The organism is Sporosarcina sp. P26b, from assembly GCF_002743245.1.
Lineage (GTDB): Bacteria > Bacillota > Bacilli > Bacillales_A > Planococcaceae > Sporosarcina > Sporosarcina ureae_C.
The window spans coordinates 1-20,087 of sequence record NZ_PDYW01000005.1; the positions used below are offsets into that span (position 1 = coordinate 1).

Annotated in this window: 17 protein-coding genes and 1 other annotated feature; of the genes, 7 read left to right on the forward strand and 10 right to left on the reverse strand. The window is 41.3% G+C overall.

Annotated features, from left to right (window positions below; translation table 11 throughout):
• Positions 1-144 precede the first annotated feature (144 nt).
• The 3 genes from CSV69_RS06840 to ahpC form a co-directional block, all read right to left on the reverse strand.
• Positions 145-2,283: a type IA DNA topoisomerase gene (locus CSV69_RS06840; RefSeq protein ID WP_099693011.1), complete on the reverse strand. Its 2,139-nt coding sequence runs from the start codon at positions 2,281-2,283 to the stop codon at positions 145-147.
• 530 nt (positions 2,284-2,813) lie between these two features.
• On the reverse strand, positions 2,814-4,343 hold the full coding sequence (gene ahpF, locus CSV69_RS06845; protein WP_085427819.1) for an alkyl hydroperoxide reductase subunit F: 1,530 nt from the start codon (positions 4,341-4,343) through the stop codon (positions 2,814-2,816).
• Between the two features lie 61 nt (positions 4,344-4,404).
• The gene (ahpC, locus tag CSV69_RS06850) at positions 4,405-4,974 is read right to left on the reverse strand and encodes an alkyl hydroperoxide reductase subunit C (RefSeq protein ID WP_085427820.1); all 570 of its coding nucleotides are present in this window, start codon (positions 4,972-4,974) and stop codon (positions 4,405-4,407) included.
• A gap of 526 nt (positions 4,975-5,500) precedes the next feature.
• Here ahpC and CSV69_RS06855 point away from each other — a divergent pair.
• Together CSV69_RS06855 and CSV69_RS06860 are read left to right on the forward strand one after the other, a co-directional pair.
• Positions 5,501-6,391: a stalk domain-containing protein gene (locus CSV69_RS06855; RefSeq protein ID WP_099693012.1), complete on the forward strand. Its 891-nt coding sequence runs from the start codon at positions 5,501-5,503 to the stop codon at positions 6,389-6,391.
• Between the two features lie 233 nt (positions 6,392-6,624).
• Positions 6,625-6,863: a binding site (T-box leader), on the forward strand.
• A 60-nt stretch (positions 6,864-6,923) separates the two neighbouring features.
• Positions 6,924-8,510, forward strand: a complete 1,587-nt coding sequence (locus tag CSV69_RS06860; RefSeq protein ID WP_099693013.1) for a 2-isopropylmalate synthase — start codon at positions 6,924-6,926, stop codon at positions 8,508-8,510.
• Between the two features lie 42 nt (positions 8,511-8,552).
• On the opposite strand, the gene yedF is transcribed toward CSV69_RS06860, so the two are convergent.
• From yedF to CSV69_RS06890, 6 genes are all read right to left on the reverse strand, one after another.
• Entirely contained in the window at positions 8,553-8,792 is a 240-nt protein-coding gene (yedF, locus tag CSV69_RS06865; RefSeq protein WP_199170401.1) for a sulfurtransferase-like selenium metabolism protein YedF, read from the reverse strand.
• Entirely contained in the window at positions 8,782-9,990 is a 1,209-nt protein-coding gene (gene yedE, locus CSV69_RS06870; protein ID WP_099693014.1) for a selenium metabolism membrane protein YedE/FdhT, read from the reverse strand. The genes yedF and yedE overlap by 11 nt, the downstream gene beginning before the upstream one ends.
• Before the next feature lie 133 nt (positions 9,991-10,123).
• Entirely contained in the window at positions 10,124-10,693 is a 570-nt protein-coding gene (locus tag CSV69_RS06875) for a nitroreductase family protein (protein WP_085427824.1), read from the reverse strand.
• Between the two features lie 118 nt (positions 10,694-10,811).
• Positions 10,812-12,344 carry an AbgT family transporter gene (locus CSV69_RS06880; protein ID WP_099625336.1) on the reverse strand — a complete coding sequence of 511 codons (1,533 nt, stop codon included), beginning with the start codon at positions 12,342-12,344 and terminating at the stop codon, positions 10,812-10,814.
• Positions 12,345-12,618: 274 nt separating this feature from the next.
• The gene (locus tag CSV69_RS06885) at positions 12,619-13,461 is read right to left on the reverse strand and encodes a YitT family protein (RefSeq protein WP_085427826.1); all 843 of its coding nucleotides are present in this window, start codon (positions 13,459-13,461) and stop codon (positions 12,619-12,621) included.
• A gap of 146 nt (positions 13,462-13,607) precedes the next feature.
• Positions 13,608-14,042 (reverse strand): hypothetical protein, encoded by a 435-nt coding sequence (locus CSV69_RS06890; protein ID WP_099693015.1) that lies wholly within the window; start codon positions 14,040-14,042, stop codon positions 13,608-13,610.
• Positions 14,043-14,175: 133 nt separating this feature from the next.
• Here CSV69_RS06890 and CSV69_RS06895 point away from each other — a divergent pair, with 133 nt between their 5' ends.
• Both CSV69_RS06895 and CSV69_RS06900 read left to right on the forward strand, forming a co-directional pair.
• Positions 14,176-15,081, forward strand: coding sequence for a DMT family transporter (locus CSV69_RS06895; RefSeq protein ID WP_099693016.1), 906 nt, complete (start codon positions 14,176-14,178; stop codon positions 15,079-15,081).
• Positions 15,081-15,629: a cupin domain-containing protein gene (locus CSV69_RS06900; protein WP_099693017.1), complete on the forward strand. Its 549-nt coding sequence runs from the start codon at positions 15,081-15,083 to the stop codon at positions 15,627-15,629. The genes CSV69_RS06895 and CSV69_RS06900 overlap by 1 nt, the downstream gene beginning before the upstream one ends.
• On the opposite strand, the gene CSV69_RS06905 is transcribed toward CSV69_RS06900, so the two are convergent.
• On the reverse strand, positions 15,624-16,274 hold the full coding sequence (locus CSV69_RS06905; protein WP_099693018.1) for an SDR family oxidoreductase: 651 nt from the start codon (positions 16,272-16,274) through the stop codon (positions 15,624-15,626). The two genes, CSV69_RS06900 and CSV69_RS06905, sit on opposite strands and share 6 nt — an antisense overlap.
• A gap of 138 nt (positions 16,275-16,412) precedes the next feature.
• Between CSV69_RS06905 and CSV69_RS06910 the strand changes: the two genes are divergently transcribed.
• From CSV69_RS06910 to CSV69_RS06920, 3 genes are all read left to right on the forward strand, one after another.
• On the forward strand, positions 16,413-17,687 hold the full coding sequence (locus tag CSV69_RS06910; protein WP_233192339.1) for a sensor histidine kinase: 1,275 nt from the start codon (positions 16,413-16,415) through the stop codon (positions 17,685-17,687).
• Positions 17,684-18,559: a response regulator gene (locus CSV69_RS06915; RefSeq protein WP_099693020.1), complete on the forward strand. Its 876-nt coding sequence runs from the start codon at positions 17,684-17,686 to the stop codon at positions 18,557-18,559. Before CSV69_RS06910 ends, CSV69_RS06915 begins: the two co-directional genes overlap by 4 nt.
• A 107-nt stretch (positions 18,560-18,666) precedes the next feature.
• Positions 18,667-19,947, forward strand: a complete 1,281-nt coding sequence (locus tag CSV69_RS06920) for a cation:dicarboxylate symporter family transporter (protein WP_369823942.1) — start codon at positions 18,667-18,669, stop codon at positions 19,945-19,947.
• Positions 19,948-20,087: the final 140 nt, after the last annotated feature.

The window sequence follows — 20,087 nt, forward strand, 5'->3', positions numbered from 1 at the left end:
AGTACACTGCCAGGGAGGTAAACGTATAGAAATCATACAAGGATTTCTATACAAAAAGGGTTCGATCATCAAAAACCGATGATCGAACCCTTTTTTGGCTCACTTCTGGCTAATTATGTCCCAGCCTCTTTTTACGTTTTTACGTTATGTAAAGACCAAGTTCAATTTTCCTTCTTTCAGTTCCAGTGAAGCATCGAACTTATTGCCATCTGCGGAGGTAAATCCTTTGATGACGTTAGTCTTACCTTTGGTACATAACAATTTGACTTGTGGGACGGTCAGTTTCTTTTTCAAGAACAGACCTGGAAAAGTTTGTTTACAACCGTTTTTATAGTTACTGCAGCCGAAAAACTTTTGATGTTCAATAATCATGCCTTTACCGCATTTTGGACAAGGTGCAACTTCAGTTCGGGTGTACGAGCTCCTTCCTGAAGAAGGGCGTGGCGGCAGCACGATATCAATCGTTTGTTTTTCTAATTGGACGGGTACATCTTCAATCAGCTTTTGTATGAACTTTGTTACGCTGCCGAGGAAGTGCTGCCCCGTACCTTCACCATTGCCGATTTTCTTTAAGTATGTTTCCCACTTTGCGGTCATGGAAGGGCTGGCAAGCAGGCTGCCTTCGATTGTCTGGCAGAGTACGCGTCCTTTATCTGTAATGGATACGATATTCTTGTTTACAGCGATGTATCCGTGTTTTTTGATAGTCTCGATGATGCTGCTTCGTGTTGCTTCTGTTCCGAGACCTTCAATTTCCTTCAGAATATCCGTTTCGCTTTGATCTTCCACTAATTTCCCGCACGTTTTCATCATGGCGATGAGTTGACCTTCCGTATACGGTTTCGGAGGTTGTGTCGCGCCTTCTTTTATACCGATTTCACTTTGAACCGTTTCTTCTTTCGCAAGTGGCGGTAGGGTAGGTTCTTCTGCATCTTTTGCTTTGTTGGGTGCAGCAAAAAGTTCCTTCCAGCCTTTATCGCGCTCTGTTTTACCTGTTGTGAAGAATGGCAATCCGTTGACGTCTGTTATCACTTTCGTTTCAGTATAAAGATAATCCCTATGGAACATGGAGAGTGTAGTGCGTATAACTTCTTCATACAGATTGCGCTCGAGTGGTGACAACTTTGTCAGTGCGGCAGGAGTCGGCAGTTTTTTAGTCGGGATGATCGCATAGTGTTCTTGTACTTTTGAACTGTCAACATAGCGTTTTTTGGGTGTACGTGAAGCAACTTCAAACGGATGTTCTATTAACTTTTGGTAATCTTCAACCGCCTCAACTAAGTAGTTGAATTCACTGGGCGTGATATGACGTGTATCGGTTCTTGGATACGATACTAGTTTTTTCTCGTAGAGCGTCTGCATCGTTTTTAACACGGTTGCGGGACTTGCTTTCCAGCGTCTGTTGGCTGTTGCCTGCAACGTCGAAAGAGAGTGCAGCTGTGGCGGCGGTGTTCGTTTATCAGTATTCGTCAGCTCGCTAATTACACCAGGCGTCCGCTTCGTAATATTGCGGCTGTTTAATGCTTCCGCAATTAATTCACGTTTTGGTTCCTTGAGTTTTGCTTTTCCTTTATACGTACCGTGTTCCGCAGTAAAAATGGCTTCCGCTTCAAAAAATGGTTCAGACACGAAAGTTTCAATTTCGCGTTGACGTTGGTAAATTAAATATACTGTTGGCGATTGTACGCGGCCAATGGGAAACACTTCTTCAATTCCTTTTGCCTTTAGCAGAAGGGTATATAACCGAGAACCATTCATTCCAACTAACCAATCGCTAATTTGACGGGCTTTCGCTTCCTCGTATAGTTGCAGGTCTTTCTTGTTGTCACGTAAATTTTCAAATCCTTTACGCACTTCATCTGCTTCCAGCGAGTTAATCCACAGTCGCTGGATCAATTGATTGCGGGTACCGGTCATATAGTAGATCGAATAAAAGATATTTGATCCTTCTCGATCCACGTCACAGGCATTGATGACAGTATTCGTTCCGCGAATCAATTTCTTCACGACCTGAAACTGTTTATATTTCCCCTGGGCTACCTGAAACTCATAACGCTCGGGTAAGATGGGCAAGCTCCCAAGCGACCAACGTTTCCAGGATGGGTTGTACGTGTGCGGTTCTTTTAATTCCACGAGATGCCCGACACCCCACGTCAAAAAAGCCCCTTCCGGAAATGTCGGGCACGGATTGATTTCCATATAGCCGTCATGTTTTCGAGAAGTGAAAGCATCGGCATACGCTTTTGCCTGGCTTGGTTTTTCGGCTAGGATTACTGGTTTCATGGGGCACCTCTTTCAGATATACAAAGATTAGTTATCCTATAATGATAGCTTATTCAAGGGCGGAGGGCTAGTCTGTAAGTATATTGTTATAGGATGCCTAGTTTTCATTGAACTCAGAAATATTTTGGAACCTAGTGCTCCCTATAAGTACTTCGATATAAAAAAATGTGCGGAATTTATTACTACAAGGAAATACAGCTAAAATAGACGTGCAGGTTATCGCATAATGTAGTGTTTGATTAATTTATTTGAAAGAGAAGCGTGGAAGTCTTCTTCAAGTAAATCATCGTAAGGGTTACTGGGGGATTTTCGTAGGTTCTATACTCCGTAGGTCTTTAGCAGATAGAAAACGGGTACAATTCGGATATATGTATAGATCCGAATTGTACCCGTTCGTACGCTCAAATTATTAAATTGCCGTATGTGAGCTTGTACGTACGATAGGGTGAAAGGGTCGAACGAGTCATGAGTCTGATTCGTTTATTTATCCCTACTTTAGGTACATGATTGCAATAAATCATGCCCAGCCATTAATTTCGAACTAGATAATCAAACGCACTCAAAGCAGAAGTGGCGCCTGATCCCATTGCAATAATGATTTGTTTGTGCGCGCTATCCGAGCAGTCTCCTGCAGCAAATACGCCAGGCACGTTTGTTGCACCGCGCTTATCGACAACAATTTCGCCGAACTTATTACGTTCAACTGAGTCGCCTAGCCAGTCGGTGTTCGGTACGAGACCAATTTGAATGAAGACGCCAGCTAATTCGATATGATGTTCTTCATTTGTGGCACGGTCAATGTACGTAATTCCATTTACACTATCGGTACCTGTAATTTCTTTCGTTTGAACATTTTTCAGTACAGTGACGTTCGAAAGGCTATGAAGACGATCTTGTAAAACAGAATCGGCTTTCAACTCTGAAGCAAACTCAAGAACTGTAACATGCTTTACAATACCAGCAAGGTCAATTGCTGCTTCAATGCCAGAGTTTCCACCGCCAACGACCGCAATATCTTTGCCTTCAAACAATGGACCATCACAATGTGGGCAGTATGCGACCCCTTTATTTCTAAATTCGGCTTCGCCAGGTACACCAATGTCACGCCAACGGGCACCTGTTGAAAGGATAACGGATTTACTCTTTAGAACAGCACCGTTTTCCAGTTCGATTTCAATTAGGTCTTTCTTTTCCAAACGTTTCGCACGCTGTAAATTCATCACGTCTACGTTGTACTCTTTCACGTGTTCTTCAAGACTTGCGGCAAGTTTTGGACCTTCAGTGCGAGTAACACTAATAAAGTTTTCAATCGTAGCCGTGTCCAAAATTTGACCACCAAAACGATCTGCTACAATACCTGTACGAATCCCTTTACGCGCCGCATAAATAGCAGCACTTGCACCTGCAGGACCGCCTCCGACGACGAGCATATCAAACGGCTCTTTATTTTCAAGTTCCGAAGCGTCTGGAGCACTCCCCATTTTGCCAAGGATTTCTTCCAGTGATATACGACCGCCTGAGAATTCTTCCCCGTTTAAAAATACCGTTGGAACAGCCATGATTTTTTTGCTTTCAACTTCTTCTTTGAATGCCGCACCGTCAACCATCGTATGAGTTATGTTAGGGTTTAGGACACTCATAATGTTGAGAGCTTGGACAACTTCAGGACAGTTTTGACAGCTCAAACTTATATACGATTCAAAATGGTATTTACCTTCAACTGCTTTGATTTGATCCATAAGCTTTTGATCAACTTTTGGAGCACGTCCACTTACTTGTAATAAAGCAAGAACTAATGAAGTAAATTCATGTCCAAGTGGGACACCTGCAAAAGTGATGCCAGTATCTTCTCCGATACGATTTATACTAAAACTAGGCGTTCTTTCCAACTCAGTTCTCTCTACTTTAATGTGGGGGGACATCATTTCTAATTCATTCATTAAACCGTTCATGTCATTAGAAACTTGATCAGACCCCGTGCTAACTTTCAGAAGCACGTCATTTTCCATCATTTCGAGGTATTGAGCTAATTGTGCTTTTATATCTGGTTCTAACAAGATTAATCATACTCCTCAATATTTTTATCTTTTAAAAAAAGCGGGGATGCCCCCGCTGTTTAAATTAAATTTTTCCTACAAGGTCTAGGCTTGGTTTAAGTGTTTTGCTGCCTTCTTCCCATTTTGCTGGGCAAACTTCGCCTGGATTGTTACGAACATATTGAGCTGCTTTTATTTTGCCTACAAGAGTGCTTGCGTCACGACCGATGCCGTCAGCATTAATTTCTGCTGCTTGTACAACACCATCTGGGTCAATAATGAATGTACCGCGTTGAGCAAGACCAGCTTCTTCATCTAACACATCAAAGTTACGTGAGATCTTTTGTGATGGGTCACCAATCATAATATATCTAATGCTGCTGATTGCTTCTGAGTGATCATGCCATGCTTTATGTGTAAAGTGTGTATCTGTTGAAACAGAGTACACTTCTACGCCAAGTTCTTTTAGTGTTGCATATTGATTTTGAAGGTCTTCTAGTTCAGTTGGACAAACGAAAGTAAAGTCAGCTGGGTAGAAGCAAACAACGCTCCATTGACCTTTCAAGTTTTCATCCGTAACGTCGATAAACTCTCCGCTACCTGCATTGTAAGCTGAAGCTTTAAATGATTCTACTGTTTTACCAATTTGTGACATAAATAAATTCCTCCTAAATGATATTTATAGCTAGTTTTGGCCATATTGCTAAAATCTAAACCGCATTCACTATAAAAGTTAATCGCCATCAACTAACTATAATAATTCTAATTACATAATCATTATCGTATAAGTATAATTGTTTGTCAACAGTTACACTTTGAATAGGGGATATCATTGATATGTAATGTGTATTTTAAAAGGTTTTACTATTATGAACTACCTGTATTGTTATTGAAAAGGGAAGTTTGTAGCCTTGGATGTAGTTACTATATTATCAATTAAAAAACCTGTTTCTCGATTGGCTCTTGTTTTACAAGTTTATTGAAAACATTCAGTACTAACCTGATTGATTATAGTTAATTGGATCGGATCTTATGGAGGGGAATTGTTTAGAAGGTAGTAGAGGAGCTAACAAAAGAGCGTACTAAAGAAGCGATTAGATCAAATGCTTTTCTAAACGTTGTAACCTTTTCATATTTCATACGACTACTAAATAGAACATATATAAAGGAGCGTGTCTTTCATGAAATTGAATAAAATTATCCCGTTTGCGCTGTCTGCATTGCTTGTAGGAAGTGTAGCGGTGCCTGGAATGACTTTTGCAAAAGAGAATGTGAAGACAGAAATGACATCGGATTTAAAAGCTTTTATTAAAGTGGAAGGAACAATTGAAGGTGTTGAGAAAAATGATGGCTTGACTCTTTATACACTTGATGGAAAAGAAGAACAATTCGTATTGGCTGTGAATGAAGAGACGCTCATTTACGATAATGCCGGAAAAAAGATCAAACTGAAAATAGGAGATAGCGTATCTGCGTATACAGATTCGAATAAACCAATGATCCTGATTTTTCCTCCGCAGTATACACCTGATGTAGTCATTGTGGAAAAGAGTGAAGAAAGCACGGCGGTAGTTGGAATATTTGACGATGAATTGGTCGATCCATACTTGAAATTGCAGCTAAATGTAGATGATAGTTCAGATGTTTCAAGTGCTTCAGGTGATCCAGTGAAGGTGGATGATTTAAAGGGAAACGACTTGCTAGTATTTTATAAAGTGACAACAAGAAGTATTCCTGCGCAGACTTCACCAGAAAAAGTTGTTTTGCTTGATGAGATAGAAGCAGTAGACGAGGATGCTACAGTTGAGCAGATTATCGAAAATGATCAGTACATGGTCGATGGTGTGAAGATGGTTCCTCTACGTCTGCTTGCCGAAAAACTTGGATATGCAGTAGACTCTACGGGTGTTGGTGCCATAGTATCAAAGGGGGCACCATCTTATACGATTACCCGTGGTCAGAAGGAATACGGCTATAATAAATCATTGATGAAGTTTGAAGTAGCGCCAGAGCTTCTCGAACCGAATAAAACGTATGTCCCAGTGGCGCTTATAGAAGAAATGATGAAGTGAATAAATAGAAAAAAGGGAGATGCTCACGGGCTTCTGCCTTTTTCGCTATGTACACGGAGTTACTAAATTTCTAAACAAAGATATTTGGCTTTCCTAGTTTTCATCATGTCGCCTATACGTCCTAGCTATTTATCGCAGCATTAGAACGAAGGTTTTGACAGAAAATATAAACAATTTACTTAAATCTATTGACAAAGATCTCAAGGATATGTAATATAACGTTCAATAGTATATCGCAGACTAAGAGTGGAACTAGTAGAAATGTTTTGTGTCTTTGTAGAGAGCTGATGGTTGGTGGAAATCAGTAGGCGCACATTTTGAACTCATCCATGAGTCACTCCCTGAAAGTTTTACAGTAAGGGATGTCGGTTTCCTCCGTTAATGGGATAGACAGTGATGGCTGTCGATAAGTGGATTTGTCTCATAGGCAGATCAATTAGAGTGGTACCGCGAGTATAACCTCGTCTCTATATTTCGATATAGAGGCGGGGTTTTTTGTTGTTATTTTTTTATAAAAAGGGAGTGCATAGAGATGAGTAGAAAAATTTGGGTATTTGATACGACATTACGCGATGGAGAACAGGTGCCAGGGGCTAAATTGAATCTATATGAAAAAGTGGAGATTGCGCAACAACTCAAAAAGCTTGGTGTCGATATTATCGAAGCCGGATTTCCTGCTTCGTCTCAAGGAGATTTCGATGCGGTGAAAGCTGTCGCGCAGAGGGTAGGCAATACAAACGAGATCATGATCACTGCACTGGCACGCGCAGTCCAAGCAGACATCGATTCAGTATATAACGCAGTAAAGTACGCAGAAAATCCGATGATTCATATGGTGCTGGGTACTTCAGATATTCATGTGGAGAAAAAGTTCAATAAATCAAAAGATCAGATCCTTCAAATAGGTGTTGATGCAGTAAAGTATGCAAAGTCATTAATGCCTCAAGTACAGTATTCAACAGAAGATGCTTCACGCTCAGAATTCGAGTACTTGTGGCATACAATCGAATCCGTCATGAAAGCGGGCGCTACGATGATCAATGTACCTGATACAGTTGGCTTTGCGGAGCCGGAAGAATTTGGGGCATTAATTTACAAATTAAATGATCGCATGAAAAACTTGAACCCAGATGTACTATTAAGTGTCCATTGTCATAATGACTTGGGTATGGCGACTGCCAATACTTTAGCGGCGGTGAAGAACGGTGCAGATAAAGTAGAGTGTACAATTAACGGAATTGGGGAACGAGCAGGAAATGCGGCACTTGAAGAAGTAGTAATGGCATTGAAAACAAGAAGCTCCATTTATAATGTCAATACACAAATCAACACGAAAGAGATTATGAATACATCACGTCTAGTATCTAGCTTCATGGGATTGGATGTGCAAGTGAATAAGGCGATTACAGGAGACAATGCTTTTGCCCATTCGTCCGGAATACACCAGGACGGATTATTGAAATCCCGTGATGCGTATGAAATTGTTCATCCAGAAGATGTAGGACTGGATGATATGGAACTGATTTTAACAGCGCGGTCAGGACGCCATGCGGTGAAAAATGCACTTGAAAAGCTTGGATTTACTCATATGAAACCTGAAGAATTTGAAGGGATTTTTGAAGGGTTCTTACTGTTGGCAGATATGAAAAAGGAAGTATATGATCATGATTTGTATATCATTGTAGAAAATTATTACGAAAAACATGATCAAGACAATGTAACAAATTACAGCGATCATTTCTTTGAATTTGAAGATCTGCAAGTTGTTAGTAACTCAAGTTTCCCATCAGCAAGCGTTAAGATTCGCAAAGGTGAAGAAGTCTTTAAATCGAGTGCTGTTGGAACAGGCCCGATTGATGCGCTATATTCCGCCATTGCAGAAATTACAAATATCCAAGTGAAATTGATTGGATACGATATTAGCAGTGTTTCAAGGGGTAAAGATGCGTTAGGAAAAGTGAAAATCACCATTTCGCATGAAGGAGAAAACTATGTCGCAAAAGCAGCAGACACGGATATTTTGAAAGCGAGTGCACTAGCTTATATAAACGCGATTAATAGTGTCATTGTAGCTGGTATAAAAGAAACGACTATGAAAACGCCTATTGTAAGTATTTAATTCAATATGAAAAGGCAACTATCCGCGGATAGTTGCCTTTTCTCATGCGTAAATATGAAACAAGTATTCCTGTCCATTCTTTACAGGATCCTGTGCAAATTTATAACCGTGGGCGATCGCTTCTTCCGGTACGTTGCGGAAAGAGCCAGGACAATCGGTGATGACTTGCAGTAACTCGCCGTTATTCATACCGTCAAGTGTTTCTAAAGTGTAAATTACAGGGTAGGGACACGACTCGCCGCGCAGATCGAGTGTGAAGTCCGCTTCTATTTCAGTTTGCATGTATATTCATTCCTCTCTTTATTGTTAGCTTACGATGGTAGCGTTTTTCTCCATACACCGTTAATGCATAGAGTCCACCAAGCATGAGCAGCGTAACAGAAATTGCGCCAATTGGGCCTAATGTATCGAGTAAATTGATTTTTGCACCGCTCTTGACCAATACATTATAGACACCAAGGTGATCCCAAGCATAGGCAAGGAATGTTGCCCCGATAATATTGCCCGCAAATACTGGCAAGAACAGTAACTGTCCTTCCATCAAGCGATACATCATACCGGTTTCACAGCCTGACGCCATAACGATGCCAAGTCCGAATAATATGCCGCCGACAAATGTGCTAAGTGCTGCAATTTGCGTGATTGGCGTTAAGTCATAGATGGAAATGACAATGATCGTCAAAATAGAACTGACGGCCATACCCAGAATAATTGCTTTTGCCATAATACTACGTCCGACGAGAAATAAATCACGGAATGCAGACGTGAAACAAATTTGGCCCCGTTCAATCAAAATACCAAAGGCCAGGCCGAAAAGTGCACCAAGGCCAAGCAGTTTTTGTCCGGATGCAAAGAAGTATATAGTGAGTCCGATGTAAAGGACTGCGATTGTTCCACCGACATACGGTTGGATTACACGCTTTTTAAGTTGTGTCGGCTTCGCGTTCCCGCGAATCAAGGAAGGCTTGCCTTTCCACCAACGTGTCTTCGTCAGTTTGGCTCCGAAGAAAGTACCGATGCCTGTTGCCATTATGAAGATCCATGAGTGAAAAGAGAATTGAGGAACGCCTGTAAAGAATGCAGCTAGATTACAGCCGAGTGCCAAGCGTGCACCGAATCCTGCAATAATTCCACCAACTAATCCTTGTACATAACGACGTTTTTGCTGCGGCAATCGGATTTTGAAACTATTGCTAAGCAACACCATAATGAGTGCGCCCGCGAACATTCCCCAGACAATCCAGCCATCTGGTCGGTTCCATGTCGCTCCCTGCAGATGTACCATGTCAAAATATTGCCAGCCTGAGATATCGACTCCAAATATTAATAAGAGATCGCCTCCCAGTCTTGTAAATTCACCAGTTACTGCCCAAACGGTCGAAGTTAAGCCGAAATATACTGCACTAAGAATACCAGCTATCAATAAGACGAGATAAGGGTTCCAATAGCGTTGGAAAATAGGTTGAATCATTTTTTTCATTGGATCGTTGCCCCTTATAAAAGTTCTTTTTCTAGTGTATTCCTAATTGTACAGAAATCAAGTAATAATATACTAATATCAAATAAAACATACGATTACCAGCTTCTATAAAGTGAAGTGGTAATCGTATGTTTTATTTATCAATAACTTTCAAGACCTTGCGGATATCCGCGCGCTCTTCAGGTCGAGGCACATGTTTTGGGTAACCAATCATCAAGGTTCCAACAATTTTCTCATCTGATTTCACATCAATAGCGTCCTTAAATACAGGATCATGTGTCCAGTCGTTCGTACGCCAGATCATGCCGATACCACGTTCCCATGCCGCCAACTGGAAGTTCTGTATCATTGCAGAAACCGCAGCGTAATCTTCATCCCAACGCTTTTTACGTGAATCTTCGGGCATGATGACAACTAAATGCAATGGTATAGTGCGGAAGTAGGCCGCTTTGTTTTTTGCTTTATCTGTCACTTCTCCATCTCTCTTCTGAGAAGTTAGGAATGCTTCTATAAATTTCTCTTTGCCTTCATCCGCATATAATTGGAATCGCCAAGGTTCTGTCAGTTTATGATTGGGTGCCCATTTAGCTACATTCAGTAATTCGATGATCTCGTCTATATCGACTGGGTCAGCACTAAACTTCTTGATCGAGCGTCTACCCATGATCGACTTTTCTACGTCATTCTTTGCTTCATAGCTCATAATTGAAAACTCCTTTTCAATAGATAAAATCCCGCTAAATGAAAATCATTATCATCTACTATACTACCATAAAAAACCCCGCAAGAGCAAAGTAAGCTCTTACGGGGTAAAGATCTTCTTATTTTAAGTAATAAATAGGGGAACCAGGACCAAGATCGATACCTAGTAACATCCAAATGATTAACGTGATACTCCAGAATAGCAAGAAGAACATGGAATAAGGGAACATAACGGAAACGAGCGTACCGATACCCATTTTCTTATCATACTTTTGCGCAAACGCGATGATGATCGCAAAATACGTCATGAGCGGTGAAATGATATTCGTTGAAGAATCCGCCACACGATACGCCATTTGCGTCAATTCAGGAGAATAACCAAGTTGCATCATAATCGGTACGAAGACTGGCGCCATCATGGCCCACTTCGCGGATGCACTGCCGATAAATAAGTTGATGAACGCCGCAATGACGATGAACATCAGTAATAGGGGTATTCCTTTTAAATTAATACTGTCAAGGAAGTTTGCGCCGTAGACTCCTAATACCAAGCCCATATTCGACTCAGAGAAGAATGCAACGAACTGACTCGCTGTAAACGACAGAACAATGAACATACCCATAGCAGCCATCGTCGTAGACATCATAGCTGCGACATCTTTATCATTGCGAATTTCTTTCGTTACTTTACCGTAGACGAGACCCGGTACGAAGAACATGAACGCGATGATCGGCACAAGCGATTTCATGAACGGCGATTTGATGATTGGCATATCCGCTTCATCCCCACGCAATGGAGCACCTGGGAAAGCGACAAGAAGTGCAACGAGTATTCCTGCCACTACAACAGAAACACCAGCCAAAATCAAACCTTTCTTTTCTAGACGAGTTAGTTTTTCAACTTTCTCACGGAATTCACCAGTATATTCACCAAGACGTGGCTCCACAATCTTTTCCGTAACCCACGCACCGACGAATGTCAGAACGATAACGGAAAATGCGATGAAGTAATAGTTCATGGCAATGTTCATACCTTCTGCGTACTCGGGATTGATGATCGCTGCAGACATAATGGTTAATTCACCAAGCAATGCATCGGTACCGGAAAGAAGTAAGTTCGCACTGAACCCACCCGAAACTCCGGCAAATGCTGCGGCTAGACCTGCAAGGGGGTGTCTTCCAAGCGCCGCGAACAATACAGCACCTAGTGGCGGCAAAACAACGTATCCTGCGTCAGAAGCAACACTAGACATTACCCCTGCAAACACTAGTCCGAGGGTGATTAAACGTTTTGGTACGGACATGACAAAGCCGCGAAGCAATGCACTGATCAAGCCCGATCCTTCTGCAACCCCGATACCAAGCATCGTAATCAATACGACACCAAGTGGAGCAAAACCGATGAAGTTATCGGTCATATTCGTAATGATATAGTGTATACCCTCACTGCTAAGGAGATTATGTACTTCAATCATTTCGCCTTCTTTACCTGGATGCTCTGCGCTAACACCGAAGTACGAAACGATTGCGGAGATGACGATTACTAGTAAAGCCAAAAGGGCAAACAATGTAACCGGATGCGGCAAGCGGTTGCCGGTCTTTTCGATCATATCCAAAAACTTCTGGAAAAAACCTTTTTTCTGCGTATTCATGATGATCTCCTTTCGCTTAAAGAATGCTATTCTAACTATCACGAAAAAGTATTAATTTTTCAGACAAAGTCAAGTATATAAGAGAATTGCATTTAGTTAAATGCTTTATTGAAATAATTAAATTGGAAGATTGTTGCGAGTCTTGGGAGAAGGGTGAATAATAAAAAAACGAGAAAAAACCCACCTATAATTAGATGGGTAGAAAGGTATTGTGAACCCTTTTGGTTTACGTTAGAACTCGAAATATTTGAATCGTTATCGTTAGGTCTACAACTTACTTTGGACGTCTCTCTTTAAAACCACGTTTGAAAATCTCTTGTACATTATTGATTGTAACGTAAGCATCCTCGTCCACACTCTCCAAAATCCGTCGTAGCTGTACGATTTCCCCTTGGTTAATGATAATGTATAAAATTGCTTGTTTCTCAAGCGTATAACCGCCACGACCTTCAAGAATGGTGACCCCTCTACCCATCGTAGTGAGCAATTCCTTGCGAATGTCTTCCTGGTGTTTTGAAATAATCATTACAGCTTTTCGATCATCTGCACCGTCTACGATCTTATCAATTACTTTTGCCCCTACATATACCGCTACAAGTGTGAACATTGCCTTTTCTTTACCAATAACAAAAGCAGACAATAAAATGACAGTAATGTCGATAACTAGGACCGCTTTTCCTACACTCCAACCTAGCCACTGCTGAAGCATGCGGGCAACTGTAGTGCCACCTCCAGAAGTTCCACCGACACGGAAAATCAACCCAAGGCCGCCACCTACAAATAAACCAGCGAATAAAGCAGCAAGTAAAGTATCATGGCCCAACTGTTCTCCCCAGTTCTTTGTCAGTTCAAGGAAAATAGACATGAAAATGATTGTGATGACAGTATAAATAATTGTTCGTTTGCTGAAGAACCTATACCCAATCGCAACGAGCACCAAGTTAAGTATGAAACTGACAACGCCAGGTGACCATTCAAATAAATAGTATGTAATGATCGTAATCCCGATGACGCCACCTTCAGATAGCATATTCGGAATCGCAAAATAGTTAATTCCAATTGCGAAGATGAATGATCCTACAATCAAAGCGGCGTAATCCAGTAGTCTTCGTTGCATTCAATCACCCTTCTTTCGAAAAAAGCGACATACTATAGTATGCCACTTTTGTACTTTTATAGATTTTCAACTGTAAAGGTACTATACCTATCGTTCAACCTATTAAAACTTGTAAATTACCAAACACGGGTTGATACTCTTAGTGGTCAGTCAGCATCAATGAAAATTCCTTTAATAACAGGTACACCCTTATCATCTTTGCCGTCATACGTACCGTAAACGGAAACGTCGAAACCTTCCAGAATATCCGTACGTTCTCCAAGTCGGATATCCTTCACATATATGATTTCATCTGAAGATTCGTCTGCAGCGCTTTGTACAGCATAAACTCCTTGGTCAATAGCTGCTACCTTCCCAAGAAACTTCACTTTGGAATTGATGGGTACTTCATCGTTAGCGAACGCGGCATACTCTCGTTCGACTGTATCTTCTTTAAGACCTTCTTCCACACCGTCACTTGTCTGTTTTGTCGGTGCTGTTTCTTCGGTTGGTTCAGTAGATTCAACCGCTTCTTTCGGTTCGTCATTACTACAAGCTACGAGAAAAGCAGCAATTATCATCAGCATAAATAATTTTTTCATGTAAAATCGCCTCCATTAGTAATCATAAGGAACTTTTGCGCAAAAGAAAACCTTTGACTTCAATTGGAGTCATAAAAAGTTTGTGGGAATAGACTATAACAATCGGGTAAACGTAAATAGAAAGGGTGGGGGAGTGAACAAGCTATTTACAAAATCAACTTTCGCACTGATAGTATTAGTTGTGATTTGGGGTGTAAGTTGGCCCATTTATAAATTATCAATTGTTTATGCACCACCGTTATTATTCTCAGGAATGCGTGCACTGCTTGGTGGTAGTCTGATCATATTACTGATGTTCAAGCTACGTGACAGATTACAATGGCGTCAACATTGGCGAAAGTATAGTATTTCAGCTTTGTTTAACACCATCCTATTTTTTGGTTTGCATACGATAGGACTACACTACTTACCGGGTGGGTTATTCTCGGTACTCGTATACTTTCAGCCGGTTCTTCTTGGTTTATTTGCTTGGATGTGGTTGGGAGAGACTATGACGCCAATTAAGGTAACAGGATTATTGATTGGGTTCATCGGCATTATAGTAGTTAGCGCAGAACATTTTACAGCCCAGCTTTCCATACTAGGCGTGGTATTGGGCGTGCTGACGGCATTCTTTTGGGCACTGGGCGTTGTGTATGTCAAGAAAGTCAGTGAGGAAGTCGATGCATATTGGATGGTCGCGATGCAATTTACTATAGGTGGCGTAGTCCTGCTTGTACTTGGTTCCCTGACAGAGAGTTGGTCTGCGATTGAGTGGGAATCGATGTATCTATTCGGCCTCGGATTTGGTGCGACGATGGGAATTCCAGTAGCTTACATCATTTATTACTCTCTCATTCGTGCTGGAGAGGCAAGTAAGGTAGCGGTGTTTACCTTTTTAGTTCCAGTCATTTCAGTGTTCATCAGCACCGTATTTGTCGGTGAACCGATGACGCATACGTTATGGGTTGGCTTGTTGCTCGTCGTTCTCAGTATCTGTTTCGTTAATTATCGTAAGAACGAACCTGTTATACTGCTACATACAGAAAACGAGGAGTGATGGATATGAAAGCAGAAGAATGGATTGAATATTTACAGTTGGAACCTCATCCTGAAGGAGGATTTTATAGATCGACGTATCGGTCGGATCTAAATGCGAATTGTGCGCAAGGTGAGCGACCTATGTATACGAGTATTTATTTTCTTCTTCGTTCAGAAGATGTATCCCATTTTCATCGTCTGCAGTCGGATGAAATCTGGTATTTTCATGGGGGCAGCTCATTAGCGGTACATATGATTACGCCTCAAGGGCTGTATGAAGAGGTATCAGTGGGTCTTGATCTACACAAAGGGGAAATGCCACAATTTATCGTGCCGAAAGATACAATCTTTGGTTCATCGGTGAAAGAGCCTAATACGTTTGCGCTAGTTAGTTGTATGGTATCGCCAGGGTTTGACTTTTCAGGTTTCGAGTTGTTTGAGCGGCATGATCTATTGAAGAAGTATCCTGAATGCGAAGAGATTATTAAAAACTTACGTAAAAACGATCAGAAGTGTGATGCTTCTGATCGTTTTATTTTAACTATTTTTAAATTATCGGGATTATAGTTTTTCAATCGCTTCTGTAATTGGCGTCGATCCACCGATTACCTGAAATTCCTTGCCTATTGTGGAGTCGTTTTCTAGACAGGCGAAGATAACTTCTGCGATATCTTCACGTGGTACTTCTTTAGGCTCGACAGTAGTTGCGGCTTTTACTTTGCCCGTTCCTTTGTCGTTTGTTAAAGCGCCTGGATGAATCATCGTATAGTCAAGGTCAGTCGAGCGTAACCATTCATCTGCATAGTGTTTTGCGACAACGTACGGAGCAAATGATTCCGGTGCTTCCTGGATCGCTTTACGTGTTGTGTCATATGAACTAATCATGATGAAGCGTTTTACATCGGCTTTCTGCGCTGCTTGTATAGTTTTAATAGCGCCGTCAAGGTCGATCATCATAGTTTTATCTGGACCTGTTTTGGGACCGGAGCCTGCTGTGAAGACGATCGCATCTACGCCGTCTGCTGCTTTTACGATGTCGTCCACTTCGCCTTCAAGATCTACAAGCACGGTTTCTGCACCGATTTTCTCAAAATGTTCTGCTTGCTCTTGCTTGCGGATCATGGCTTTCGCTTTCAGTGTATCGCTGTCTTGAATCAATGAAACTAACTGTTTTCCGATCTGACCGTTTGCACCTACAACTAAAACTTTCATGTATTTTCATCCTTTCGATATATAAATATAATAAATGTACCTTCTTACAGTACCCGTAATATCCAAGTCCAAAACTGTACAATGTTTTTCTGGTTGCTATAATACGTGTACGATTACTTATTTATTAGGAGCAGAATGATGAATGTAAAATTAATGTGGCGCCAAATATATCAATCGGAAGCGGCTAGAATTGCCTTTATTGCAATCTTGACAGCTCTGACCGGCGAGTTGAAAGTGATGCCGTTTGACGACGAGATGTTCCGTTTTGCGCTGGGCGGTATAGTATTCTTTTTATTAATCCTTATTTATCCACCTGTCTCTATTTTGCGCACGGGATTTGTTACAGCAGTTACGGTAGTAATATTTCGTGTAATGAAGGAACTATGGCTTGGTGCTGATTTGCTTGAGAGTTTACAAATGCATGTACCTGTCTTTTTGTTTTACTTTATCGTGGCGGTAGGCTGGCATTTTGTCGGTCTTGAAAAGTATAAATCTTTACCACTTCGACTAGGTGCCTTAGCTTTCGTATTTGAAGTAGTGAGCAACACATCAGAGCATGCACTGCGTAACTGGTGGTTACATAGTTCACTGCTTACTGGTAAGGAGTGGGGGATTCTAGTGGGGGTCGCATTATTGCGAAGTTTCTTCACGGTGGGATTATATAGTTCAGTGGCAATATCAAAAGAGAAGCAGCGTGTAGAGGAGATGCTTGGGGTAGGTTCGGAGTTATATGCGGAAGCATTGTATTTACAAAAGTCCATGAACCATATAGAACTAATCACTGCATCGAGTCATGATTTATATCGCAAGCTCAAAAAAGAGAATCAACCCGAACTTAGCACCCAAGCGTTACACATTGCACAGGAGATCCATGAAGTGAAAAAGGATTCTCAGCGAATTTTGGCAGGGTTATCAAAGTGGACAACACGGCAACAAGTAGAAGTGTTTTACCTGTCTGATTTACTCGAAATGGTTGTTACTGCGAATGAAAAGTACAGTGAAATGATCGGTAAGAAATGCACGTTGGAAACAGTAATTGATGGGGACCTTCAAACAAGCCAACATGTCCCTTTGCTCGCTATATTAAATAATTTGACAGCGAATGCTGTAGAGGCCATAGATGAAAAAGGTCAAGTACTCATTACTGTCGAAACCGATGAAGAGTGGGTGCGCTTTAGTGTATGTGACACAGGAAAAGGAATTCCTTTTGAACATGAAGACATCATATTTGAACCAGGGTATACAACGAAATTTACAGATCAAGGAACAGCAGCAACAGGTATCGGGTTATCGCATGTCTGTGCAATTATCGAAAAAATGCAAGGTGCAATTGTGGTAAAGCGTCTCGATCAAGGACTGAATGTACTAGTGGAAATCCCTATGAAATCCATTATGGAGGAGATAGAAGCATGAGATATTTTATCGTAGATGACGACAAAGCAAGCCGTGTGATGCTGAAAAATATTTTGGCAGAGCAAGAAGGAATTGTGATTGGTGAGGCGGAAAGTGGAGTGAAAGCCATTCCTCAAATACTTTCCCTTGCACCAGACGTCGTATTGATCGATTTATTGATGCCTGAACTTGACGGGATCGAAACAATTCAACAGTTGAAAACACAAGGCTATAATGGACAATTCATTATGCTGAGCCAAGTAGTGAACAAAGAAATGGTTGGCGAAGCCTATGAAGTTGGTGTCGAATTCTTCATACATAAGCCAATCAATCAAATAGAAGTGCAAAGCATCGTGCGACGTACAGCGGAACAGTTACGTCTGAAAAACTCCTTATTAACGATTCGGGAATCGCTGGCACAATTCGGTTCTGTTGAACAACCTACAGCACAGCAATCAGTGAAAGATGTTGTTCTAAAGAAGCTACATGATATGGGAATCTTCAGCGATAGCGCGAGTCGCGACATCGTAGCCATCATGGAAGTCTTGAACGGGCAACGAGCTATTCAATTACCGCCTCTAAAGGAACTATATGAAGCTGCGTTGATAAAATTGGGGGTGCCAGATGGAGACATCTCTAAAGAAAGTAAGGCGATGGAGCAAAGAATCCGGCGATCAATTCTTACGGCAATGGAACATTTAGCATCACTTGGCGCGGTAGATTATACAATCGATGAATTCGAATACTATGCCCCACGCTTCTTTGATTTCCAAGAGATTAGTCTGAGAATGAAACAGATTCAAGAAGAAACTATTGACATAAGGCCTGCTAAAGTGAACAGTAAGAAGTTTCTGCATGTATTGTATATGGAGACAATAGAGAAACGAAAATAGTTTTTGTAGGATGTTGTAGAATTTTGTAGGGCTCCCGTAAGATATGAATAAGTTACTGAAAGAAAGCGTTTTCAGAGAACATCTAAGGGGGATTATCGATGAAAAAGATATTTAAATTGTCTTTGGCTTACCAAATATTAATTGGATTGGTTTTAGGTATTGCAGTCGGTGCAATCTTCTATGGTAATCCTAATGTAGAGAGATACTTACAGCCAATTGGCACGATGTTCATCAATATGATTAAGATGATTGTGGTACCTATTATTATTTCCACGCTAGTAATCGGGGTAGCAGGTACAGGTGATATTAAGAAATTAGGTAAACTTGGCGGTAAAACGCTTTTATATTTTGAAATTGTAACAACGATTGCGATTATTGTTGGACTTATGTCAGCTAATATTTTCAAGCCGGGTGAAGGTATCGATATGTCTTCTCTTGAAAAAGGTGACATCTCGCAATATGTAGAAACGACAGAAGAAGTGCAAAATGGCGGCTTCATGGATGTGTTAGTCGGCATCGTACCAAGTAATATTGTAGACTCGATGGCGGATGGCGATATGTTGCCAATCATTTTCTTCTCTGTATTATTCGGATTAGGTGTAGCGGCAATCGGTGAGCGCGGCAAACCGGTACTGGATGTTTTCCAAGGAGTCGCAGACGCAATGTTCTGGGTAACGAATATGATTATGAAATTTGCACCGTTTGGCGTATTCGCGTTAATTGGTGTAACGGTATCTAAATTTGGTTTGGAATCACTCATTCCGATGGGTAAATTAATGGTTCTTGTATATGCAACGATGATATTCTTCATCATCGTCGTGTTGGGCGGGATCGCGAAGATGGTCGGCGTGAACATCTTCCACTTAATGAAAATCCTAAAGGATGAGTTAATTCTAGCATTTTCTACATCCAGTTCAGAAACAGTGTTACCGAAAGTGATGGAGAAAATGCAAAAGTTCGGTTGTCCAAAAGACATCGTATCTTTCGTAGTACCGACTGGCTATTCGTTTAACCTAGACGGATCTACACTTTATCAGGCATTGGCGGCAATGTTTATTGCACAAATGTATGGAATCCAGTTAAGCATTACGGAACAAATTACATTGGTGTTAGTTCTGATGATTACGTCTAAAGGAATTGCGGGCGTCCCTGGTGTTTCATTCGTCGTGTTACTTGCAACGCTCGGAACAGTGGGCATTCCGCTTGAAGGATTGGCGTTCATCGCGGGTATCGACCGTTTGCTAGATATGGCACGTACAGTAGTAAACGTAGTCGGAAACGCACTTGCAACAGTAGTAATGTCGAAGTGGGAAGGTCGCTTTGGTGAGGATACTGAGAAGGTAGAACGCGAACCACAATTTGTCTTTGCAGAAGAGAAGTTAGTTTAATGGAAGGCTGTCCTCGTGAGTGAGGACAGTTTTTTTGTGGAGTTTATGATGTCGGGCAGGCATTGTGACGGCATTCAATTGTAGGAATGCTCGATTTGTTATATGATTAACAGTATGAAATAACAAGAGTGCGGTTTTTA

Coding starts and splice junctions, on each gene's coding strand:
- CSV69_RS06875 (WP_085427824.1), bottom strand. CDS start 10,693: ATGAGCTATGAAGCAAAGAATGACGTAGAAAAGTCGATCATGGGTAGA.
- CSV69_RS06880 (WP_099625336.1), bottom strand. CDS start 12,344: ATGAATACGCAGAAAAAAGGTTTTTTCCAGAAGTTTTTGGATATGATC.
- yedE (WP_099693014.1), bottom strand. CDS start 9,990: ATGAAAAAAATGATTCAACCTATTTTCCAACGCTATTGGAACCCTTAT.
- CSV69_RS06855 (WP_099693012.1), top strand. CDS start 5,501: ATGAAATTGAATAAAATTATCCCGTTTGCGCTGTCTGCATTGCTTGTA.
- CSV69_RS06840 (WP_099693011.1), bottom strand. CDS start 2,283: ATGAAACCAGTAATCCTAGCCGAAAAACCAAGCCAGGCAAAAGCGTAT.
- CSV69_RS06905 (WP_099693018.1), bottom strand. CDS start 16,274: ATGAAAGTTTTAGTTGTAGGTGCAAACGGTCAGATCGGAAAACAGTTA.
- yedF (WP_199170401.1), bottom strand. CDS start 8,792: ATGCAAACTGAAATAGAAGCGGACTTCACACTCGATCTGCGCGGCGAG.
- CSV69_RS06915 (WP_099693020.1), top strand. CDS start 17,684: ATGAGATATTTTATCGTAGATGACGACAAAGCAAGCCGTGTGATGCTG.
- ahpC (WP_085427820.1), bottom strand. CDS start 4,974: ATGTCACAAATTGGTAAAACAGTAGAATCATTTAAAGCTTCAGCTTAC.
- CSV69_RS06890 (WP_099693015.1), bottom strand. CDS start 14,042: ATGAAAAAATTATTTATGCTGATGATAATTGCTGCTTTTCTCGTAGCT.
- CSV69_RS06885 (WP_085427826.1), bottom strand. CDS start 13,461: ATGCAACGAAGACTACTGGATTACGCCGCTTTGATTGTAGGATCATTC.
- CSV69_RS06910 (WP_233192339.1), top strand. CDS start 16,413: ATGAATGTAAAATTAATGTGGCGCCAAATATATCAATCGGAAGCGGCT.
- CSV69_RS06900 (WP_099693017.1), top strand. CDS start 15,081: ATGGATATGAAAGCAGAAGAATGGATTGAATATTTACAGTTGGAACCT.
- CSV69_RS06860 (WP_099693013.1), top strand. CDS start 6,924: ATGAGTAGAAAAATTTGGGTATTTGATACGACATTACGCGATGGAGAA.